Here is a 7,810-nt window from a genome sequence, read left to right as displayed (position 1 = left end):
CCAGCTTCGGCTTCACCGCCGCGCAGACGAGCACCGGAACCAACGCGTCCGCCGGCGGGGGATCCGTGGCGACCACCACCACCGCCAAAGGCATCCTCGACACCGAAACCGACAGCTACACCGGGTTCAACAACGGTACGCGATACTCGGTGACGAGCTTCAACATCTCGAACCTGGTCGGGACGGACGGTGACGCGAACCTGTCGAAGATCATCGACATGGTGGACAAGGCGATCGCGAAGGTGACCGACGCCGGCACGAAGCTGGGTGCCAACAAGACGCAGATCGACGGCCAGAAGACCTTCGTCGACACGCTGATGAAGGCCAACGACCGGACGATCGGCATCCTGGTGGACGCGGATATCGAGGAGGAGTCGACGAAGCTGAAGGCGCTGCAGACGCAGCAGCAGCTGGCGGTGCAGGCGCTCTCGATCGCCAACTCGTCGAGCCAGAACGTCCTCTCGCTCTTCCGCTAAGCCGGAGGAGGGCGGTCCCTCCCGGGACCGCCGCGACTCGATCGCTGACGCAAAGCGCCGCCCGCGACCGCCAAGGCCGCGGGCGGCGTCTCGCCGTCCGGGAAACGGTGCCGCGGGCCGGGATCAGCCGACGAAGGTGTAGCCGGCCAGGCGCTTGGCCTCGATCGGGTCGTAGCCGAGGCGCATCCGCAGCTTCTTGCGCAGCTTGCTGATGTGGCCCTCGACCACGCTCTCGTCGACGGCGCTGTCGAGGTCGCCGTAGACCGCCTTGAAGATCTGGCCCTTCGTCACCGGCCGGCCGCGGTTGCGGGCGAGGTAGTCCAGGATGTCGCGCTCGCGCCGGGGCAGCAGCAGGCTCTGGCCGTCGATCTCCGGATCGCGCCCGTCGGTGTGCACGGTCAGACGGCCGCTGCGGTCCGGCGTGCTCGAGGGCTTCGCTTCGCTGCGGTTGGTGCGGCGGCGGATCGCGCCGGCCCGGGCGATGATCTCGCGCACATGGACCGGCTTGCGCACCACGTCGTCGATGCCGGCGGTGAACAGGGCGAGGGTCTGCTCCAGGGAGCGGGTCTCGTTGAGGGCGATGATCGGCGCGCCGGACAGGCTGCGCAGGGCGGCGGTGAAGGCCGTGCGGTCGGCGCAGTCGCCGATGACGAAGCCCTGCACCGCCGCGAGGTCCTGGGCCGGGGTGGCGTCGATCCAGGTCCGGACGTCCCGCACGTCCAGCCCCCGGGCTGCCACGCCCTCCACGCTGAAGCCCTCCACGACCTGCGCGGCCACGCTTTCCCGCTCGTCGACGACGATGTACACGCCAGCCCCCAAGATTCTTTCGCGATTTTTTGACGAGTGTTCTTGTCCCGCTGCCGGTATCAGCGGCGGGGTTGCTTGGTTCTCGAATGTCGAGTTGGTGCCGGACCCTCGCGGAGAACTTGCGATGTCGTCCGGTTCGCGCGCCGAAGCGCGGTTTGGTCAACGATTTGTTAAAGGGAGTTTCGCGCCGAAATGGTTAATTTTCTGTTAAGAGAGGGCGTAAGCTGTCCACTTGCCGACACACCGTGTGGCGTCGCGGCAACGGGCGGTGCGCGAGCCCATTCAAAATCAACGCGTTAGAAGTACCCCTGCCGCGCCGTGAGCCTGTGGCACCCGGGTGACAGCCCTAGGTGCCGCCGCCCAAGGGTACGACGCCGTACCGGCTCCGTCACATGGGGACGCGGCAGCCCGATGGCGCGACAAGCGTTTGATTTTCAACGATTTATCGGGTGTCCACTGGATCCGCCCGGCCGGCTGCCTCAGCCGTCGAGTTCAGGGTAGCGCCGGAAGATCCCGTCCTCGTTGAAGGGGATGTGCCGGTCGCTCGCCAGATAGGCGGCGATGCGCGGCCGGGACGCCACGAGCCGGTGAAGGGCGACGACCTTCGGCGTGGAGCTGAGCGCCCGTTCGGTCGCCTGCGGGAAGGCGTAGGCCAGGCCCTCGACGAGCTGGAACAGCGAGAGGTCGGCGTAGCTGAGGCGGTCGCCGACGAGGTGGCGCGGGCCGGCGGGGTTCGCGGCCAGCACCTGCTCGAACCAGTTCAGGAATTTCGGAATCCGGTTGTCGCGAAAATCTCCGGCCCGGCGGGCGGCCTCGGTCTTCTGCTCCTCGTAATACAGGGCGGAAGCGATCGGGTGGTGGCTGTCATGGACCTCGGCCACCGCGTCCGCGATGGTGAGCTGGATCTGATGGGTCCAGATCCGGTCGGCCTCGCTCTCGCCGACGAGGCCGAGGCGCGGCCCGAGATGGAGCAGGATCGCGGCGGTCTGGCCAACCACCAGGTCGCCGTCGCGCAGGTAGGGCGGCGCGAAGGGCGGGCGGGGCGGCACCTCCAGGCCCGCCATCATGCCGTCGATGCCGTCCTGGCGGGCGACGTCGACGTACTCGGCGCCCGCCTCCTCAAGGGCGAGGCGGACGAACTCGCCCCGGCCCTGGATCGACGGCCAGTAGTAGAGTTCGTAGGCCATGGGCGTCCCCCGTCGCGTGCGGGCGCCCGGCCACCGTCCGGGCGCCGGTTCAGGCTCACCAGCCGCGCATCTCGTCGTGGTTCGGACGCCGGCCCTGCGGCGTCAACCCGTCGACCACGCCCGGCAGCACCTGGGCGAGCTGCGCCAGCAGGTCGTCCCGGCCCATCCCGGTCTGGCGGCTCAGGGTCTCGACCGTGTCGGGGCCGAGCGCCTGGGCGAGCTGCTGCGGCTGGATCGGCCGGTTGTGGCCCGGGCCGATCCAGGATTCGATCATCTCGCCGAGGCCGCCCTGGCGAAACCGGTCGATGAGCTGGTCGAGGCCGCCGCCCGCCGCATCCTCCGGCTGCTCCCGATCGAGGCGGGAATACGGCCCGGCGCCCTGGTCGAACGGATTCTGCATGCCTCCGCCGGAGGGGGAGGGGTAACGGGACTCGGTGCCGCCGCCCGGGCCGTCGAGCATCCCGGCGAGGTCGGAATAGGGATTGTTCGGGTCCTCGCCGCGCCGGCCGCGGGGCTCGTCGTCCCGCGGGTCGGGCATGCCGTAGCCGTGCGGGTCCGGGGCGTAGCCGTCCTCGGGTCCGCCCTGCGGCGCCGGCCGGCGGCCGCCACCGAAGATGTCGCCGAAGCCGCCCTGCATCGCCTTGGCGGCGAGCAGCATCAGCAGCGCCTTGACCAGGGGCGACATCGCCCCGGAGCCGCCTCCGTGATTCCCCTCCTGATGGCGGCCCCCGCCGCCGAGGACGTTGCCGAGCACCGAACCGATGACCTGATCGAGCAGACCCATGGACGCCTCCCCCTCGCGCGTGCCGCGCGATGGTTAACCGAGTTCGTCGGCCGCGGTTGCCTTACCGCCGGTCGCCGGCCCCGTCGCCGCCGCCGGTGGCGCGCCGGTCCTTGGCGTCGAGCTGTTCGAGGGGGTTGGTCCGCGACCGCGCATTGCCGCTCAGCCCGGTATCGCCGGGCATCACCTTGGTGTCGGGCTTGATCGCCTGGGGCGGGGCCACCCCGGATCCGTCGCCGCGCGCGCCGTCGGGTATGTCGGCCTGGGTCGGCTGGTCGCGCCGGTCCGAGATCGCGAGGGCCGGGGCGGCACTCGCCACCAGGAGAAGCAGGGCGGGAACGAGGCGGACGAGCGGTGGCATGGCCATCTCCTGCGGGATTTCCGCAGGTGCAAAGCGGTCCGAAGCTCTGCGGTTCCGACGAGGCCGCGAGAAAACCGACTAGACAATCGGGCGAACCCCGCTCATGCGAAAAGGACCGCCCTCAAGGCGGTCCTTCCGTTGCGTTACATGTTGATCAGGGCGTTGGCGGTGCCGACCACCGTCATGGCGAGGCCGCCGGCCAGGACGCCGATCATGCCGTAGGACACGGCACGCAGAAGCTTCATCTCGCTCATCTCCGTCTCCTTGAGGTCAGCAGCGGTAGCCGCCGGCAGTCTGGCCGTACTGCTTGACCGGGAAGTTCTGCTGCTTGGCGTTGCCCTCGGCAGCCGAACTCATCGGGCAGGCGCCGTAGAACGGCACGCTGGTGTTGGCGGAGCCGATCGAGCCCGTGGTCTCGACGTCCTGGCTCCAGAACGGGTTCGCGGGGGAGTTGGGGCTGAATGCCATGGCGGACGAGATCGGAGCGGCGCCAAGGACAAGAGCGGTGACGACGGCGGCGATACGGGTCTTCATCTGGTATTCAGTCTCCTTTTCGCAGTGCAGGCCGGTGGTTTCGGGCTGCCTCCGTTGCGATGATCCGAACATAGACGGCCCTTCCCCGCCGCGATGTGTCCTCGCGCACGCGATAGAGCGGAACAAGATCTGGCCGGCCCGGGTGAGGTGCCGCGGTCGTCGCGCGTCCCCGTGCGGGAGCGGGCGTCCGGCCGCCGGCCCGCGCGCGTCACAGCCCGCTACCACCCCGGCCGCTTCCCTGGAGCTAGTCTAAGCCGCGACACCCGAGCGGTTGCTCACGCGAAACGAGGTCCCTGCTGCCGATGGCCAAGCCCGTGCACTCGATGATCCGCGTCCTCGACGAGGAGCGGTCCCGCGCCTACTACGCCCGCGCCTTCGGCCTCGAACTCGCCGAGCGCGTCGGCTTCGACGGTTTCGCGCTCGTCTACCTGCGCCACCCCTCGTCGCCGTTCGAGCTGGAGCTGACGGTCAACTTCGACCGGACCGAGCCCTACGACCTCGGCAATGGCTACGGCCACCTCGCGGTGGTGGTGGACGACGTCGATGCCGAGCACGCCCGCTTCACCAGCGAGGGGTTGCCCGCGACGCCGGTCAAGGACTTCCAGCACCAGGGCAAGACCCTGGCCCGCTTCTTCTTCGCCACCGATCCGGACGGCTACAAGATCGAGGTGATCCAGAAGGGCGGCCGCTTCGGCTGAGCGCAGTCCGGCGGCCCGGCAAGCGCGCGAAGACGCGCCCCGGGCCGGCATCGAAACCACAAGAAGCATCAGAGAGGAGACACCCGATGAGAGAAGTCGATCCGCGCACGCGGTTCAGCCGCCGCGGCTTCCTGCGGAGCGCCGCCGTGGCGGCCCCCGCCGCGGCGCTCGCCAGCGGCGCCGGGCTCCCGGTCTCGGAGGCCTGGGCCGAGAACGGCGCTGCGCTCGCGCCGGCCGAGCTGAAGACCCTGGTGAAGATGGCGCGGGACATCTACCCGCACGACTTCCTCGGCGACGTCTACTACATCACGGCGATCAAGCCCTGGGACGGCAAGGCCGCCGCCGACCCGGGCGTGAAGGCGCTTCTCACGCAGGGGGTGCGCCGCCTCGACGAGGACGCGCAGGCCCGCCACAAGGTCAACTACGCCCAGATCGGCTGGGAGGCCGACCGGGTCGCGGTACTCGAGGGCATCAGCCACACCGACTTCTTCAAGAAGATCCGCTCCGACCTCGTCGTCTCGCTCTACAACCAGCCCGAGCTCTGGCCGAAATTCGGCTACGAGGGACCGTCGGCCGACAAGGGCGGCTACATCCACCGCGGCTTCAACGACATCGACTGGCTGCCGAAGGTCTGACCGGCCGGCCGCCCGAACAAGCCCACCGTCAATAAAAGAACAATCAATGAACAGCCGCGCCGGCCCGGCCGCGACCGGCCGCGCGGACCGGAGGAAACCATGGCCACATTCGACCTGAACGACGACGGGCTCGTCGTCATCGTCGGCTCGGGCGCCGGCGGCGGCACGCTCGGCACCGAGCTGGCGCTCAAGGGCATCCGCACCGTCATCCTCGAGGCGGGCGCCCGCCACAACGTGGAGGACTTCGTCAACGACGAGTGGGCGAGCTTCGCCCAGCTCGCCTGGACCGACATGCGCACCACCTCGGGCTCGTGGCGGGTGGCGCGGGACTTCCCCAACCTGCCGGCCTGGATCGTCAAGGCGGTGGGCGGCTCGACGGTGCATTGGGCCGGCGCCTCGTTGCGCTTCGAGGAGCACGAGTTCCGCATCCGCGACCATTACGGCGCGATGCCGGGCGCCAACCTCCTCGATTGGCCGATCACTCGGGTCGAGCTCGATCCCTGGTACGAGAAGGCCGAGGACCGCATGGGCGTGACCCGCACCAACGGCATCCCGGGCCTGCCGGGCAACAACAACTACAAGGTGCTGGAGGCCGGCGCCCGCCTCGTCGGCTACAAGGAGGTCCATACCGGCCGGATGGCGATCAACAGCCAGGAGCGGCACGACCGCGGCGCGTGCCAGCAGATCGGCTTCTGCTTCCAGGGCTGCAAGTCCGGCGCGAAGTGGTCGACCCTGATCGCCGAGATCCCCCGCGGCGAGGAGACCGGGAACCTCGAGGTGCGGCCGAACTGCATGGCCCTGCGCATCGAGCACGACGCGTCGGGCAAGGTGACGGGGGTGGTCTACGCCGATGCCGAGGGCAAGCTGCAGCGCCAGAAGGCCCGCATCGTCGCGGTGGCCGGCAACTCGATCGAGAGTCCGCGGCTCCTGCTCAACAGTGCCTCGTCGATGTTCCCCGACGGGCTCGCCAATTCCTCGGGGCAGGTCGGCCGCAACTACATGCGGCACATGACCGGCAGCGTCTACGGCGTGTTCGAGAAGTCGGTGCACATGTATCGCGGCACGACCATGGCGGGCATCATCCGCGACGAGGCGCATCACGACCCCAACCGCGGCTTCTCCGGCGGCTACGAGATGGAGACGGTCTCCCTCGGCGTGCCGTTCATGGCGGCCTTCCTCAATCCCGGCGCCTGGGGCCGCTCCTTCACCAGCGCCATGGAGCAGTATCCGCGCATGGCCGGGATGTGGCTCGTCGGCGAGGACATGCCGCAGGAGACGAACCGCATCACCCTCGACCCGAGGGTCAAGGACAAGCACGGGATGCCGGTGGCGAGCGTCCACTACGACGACCATCCCAACGACGTCGCGATGCGCAACCACGCCTACAAGCAGGGCGCGGCGATCTACGAGGCGGTCGGGGCCACCGTCACCTACCCCGTCACGCCCTATCCGAGCACCCACAACATGGGCACCAACCGGATGAGCGCGAAGCCACGGGACGGGGTGCTCAACAGTTTCGGCCGGACCCACGACATCAAGAACCTGTTCGTCTCCGACGGCAGCCAGTTCACCTCCGGAGCGGCCTGCAACCCGACCCTGACCATCGTGGCGCTGGCGCTCCGCCAGGCCGACCACATTGCCGGCGCGATGCAGAGGCGAGACATCTGATGCGCCGGCTCATCCTGCCCCTGCTCGCCATCCTCGCGGCCGGCCCCACACTCGCCCAGGGCTCGCCGACTCCGGCCGCCCCCGCACGGGAGCCCGGCGGGGCCGCGGCCTATCCGGGCAGCCCCGGCGGCGCCCCGGCGGCCGAGCGGGACGGCCGCGCGGTCGCGACCGACCACGCCGCCTGCTCGGGCCCCGGCCCGTGCCCGGCGGCGCCCCGTCCCTCCGGTGCCGCGGATGCGAGCCGCACCGCGGCCCCGAGCAGCTCCGTCGGCCAGGCCGGCCCGGTGCCGAGCACCGCCTACCCGGACGCTCCGGGCGGGATGCCGTCGACCCGGCCGGACGGCACGGCGCCGCGCTGACGCGGCCTGCCGCCGGCCGGTCCGGTGCCGGCCCCGCGCCGCGCGGATCGGTCCCGGAGGCCGGAGCCCGGGCATTCGCCGCCCGCGGGCTCCGGCACCGCCCGCCACGTCGGATCTCATGCCGGCTGCCGCAGGAGAACCCGAGGCAAAATCCGACCCCGACCCGCCTTTTAATTGAGCGATGGGCCTCGTCGATCACGCCCCCGTCCGGTCGATCCTCGACGAGGAACTCGTAGTCTACCTCGGATCCAGTCATTGCAGCAAGTTTGTGTCCTAGCTCTAAGACGCTGGTAAGTCCCGGCCG

General features: G+C 69.9%; 10 protein-coding genes. 5 read left to right on the top strand and 5 right to left on the bottom strand.

From position 1 onward, the window contains the following. The coding region (locus tag MFF64_RS19515) for a flagellin (RefSeq protein WP_273557160.1) at positions 1–476 on the top strand (476 nt) is incomplete at its 5' end. Positions 477–599: 123 nt separating this feature from the next. Here MFF64_RS19515 and MFF64_RS19510 read toward each other — a convergent pair. The 5 genes from MFF64_RS19510 to MFF64_RS19490 form a co-directional block, all read right to left on the bottom strand. After that, positions 600–1,283: a response regulator transcription factor gene (locus tag MFF64_RS19510; RefSeq protein WP_099901052.1), complete on the bottom strand. Its 684-nt coding sequence runs from the start codon at positions 1,281–1,283 to the stop codon at positions 600–602. A 479-nt stretch (positions 1,284–1,762) separates the two neighbouring features. Next, positions 1,763–2,470 (bottom strand): glutathione S-transferase, encoded by a 708-nt coding sequence (locus MFF64_RS19505; RefSeq protein WP_099906025.1) that lies wholly within the window; start codon positions 2,468–2,470, stop codon positions 1,763–1,765. Between the two features lie 55 nt (positions 2,471–2,525). After that, positions 2,526–3,254, bottom strand: a complete 729-nt coding sequence (locus MFF64_RS19500) for a YidB family protein (RefSeq protein ID WP_099906027.1) — start codon at positions 3,252–3,254, stop codon at positions 2,526–2,528. A 61-nt stretch (positions 3,255–3,315) separates the two neighbouring features. Further along, a complete protein-coding gene (locus MFF64_RS19495) occupies positions 3,316–3,612 on the bottom strand; it encodes a hypothetical protein (protein ID WP_238192029.1) in 297 nt (98 codons plus the stop codon). Positions 3,613–3,882: 270 nt separating this feature from the next. Beyond that, positions 3,883–4,146, bottom strand: coding sequence for a hypothetical protein (locus MFF64_RS19490; RefSeq protein WP_099906031.1), 264 nt, complete (start codon positions 4,144–4,146; stop codon positions 3,883–3,885). Between the two features lie 302 nt (positions 4,147–4,448). Between MFF64_RS19490 and MFF64_RS19485 the strand changes: the two genes are divergently transcribed. From MFF64_RS19485 to MFF64_RS19470, 4 genes are all read left to right on the top strand, one after another. Next, positions 4,449–4,844 (top strand): VOC family protein, encoded by a 396-nt coding sequence (locus tag MFF64_RS19485; protein WP_099906033.1) that lies wholly within the window; start codon positions 4,449–4,451, stop codon positions 4,842–4,844. Positions 4,845–4,930: 86 nt separating this feature from the next. Beyond that, on the top strand, positions 4,931–5,479 hold the full coding sequence (locus tag MFF64_RS19480) for a Twin-arginine translocation pathway signal (RefSeq protein WP_099906035.1): 549 nt from the start codon (positions 4,931–4,933) through the stop codon (positions 5,477–5,479). 99 nt (positions 5,480–5,578) lie between these two features. Continuing rightward, complete coding sequence (locus tag MFF64_RS19475) at positions 5,579–7,147, top strand: GMC family oxidoreductase (protein ID WP_099906037.1); 1,569 nt, start codon at positions 5,579–5,581, stop codon at positions 7,145–7,147. Then, the gene (locus MFF64_RS19470) at positions 7,147–7,506 is read left to right on the top strand and encodes a hypothetical protein (RefSeq protein WP_099906039.1); all 360 of its coding nucleotides are present in this window, start codon (positions 7,147–7,149) and stop codon (positions 7,504–7,506) included. Before MFF64_RS19475 ends, MFF64_RS19470 begins: the two co-directional genes overlap by 1 nt. The last annotated feature ends 304 nt before the right edge of the window (positions 7,507–7,810 follow it).

The organism is Methylobacterium frigidaeris (genome assembly GCF_022179185.1).
Classification (GTDB): Bacteria; Pseudomonadota; Alphaproteobacteria; order Rhizobiales; family Beijerinckiaceae; genus Methylobacterium; species Methylobacterium frigidaeris.
Note: the sequence above shows the minus strand (reverse complement) of the source record. Positions and strands in the feature narration are given on the sequence as shown.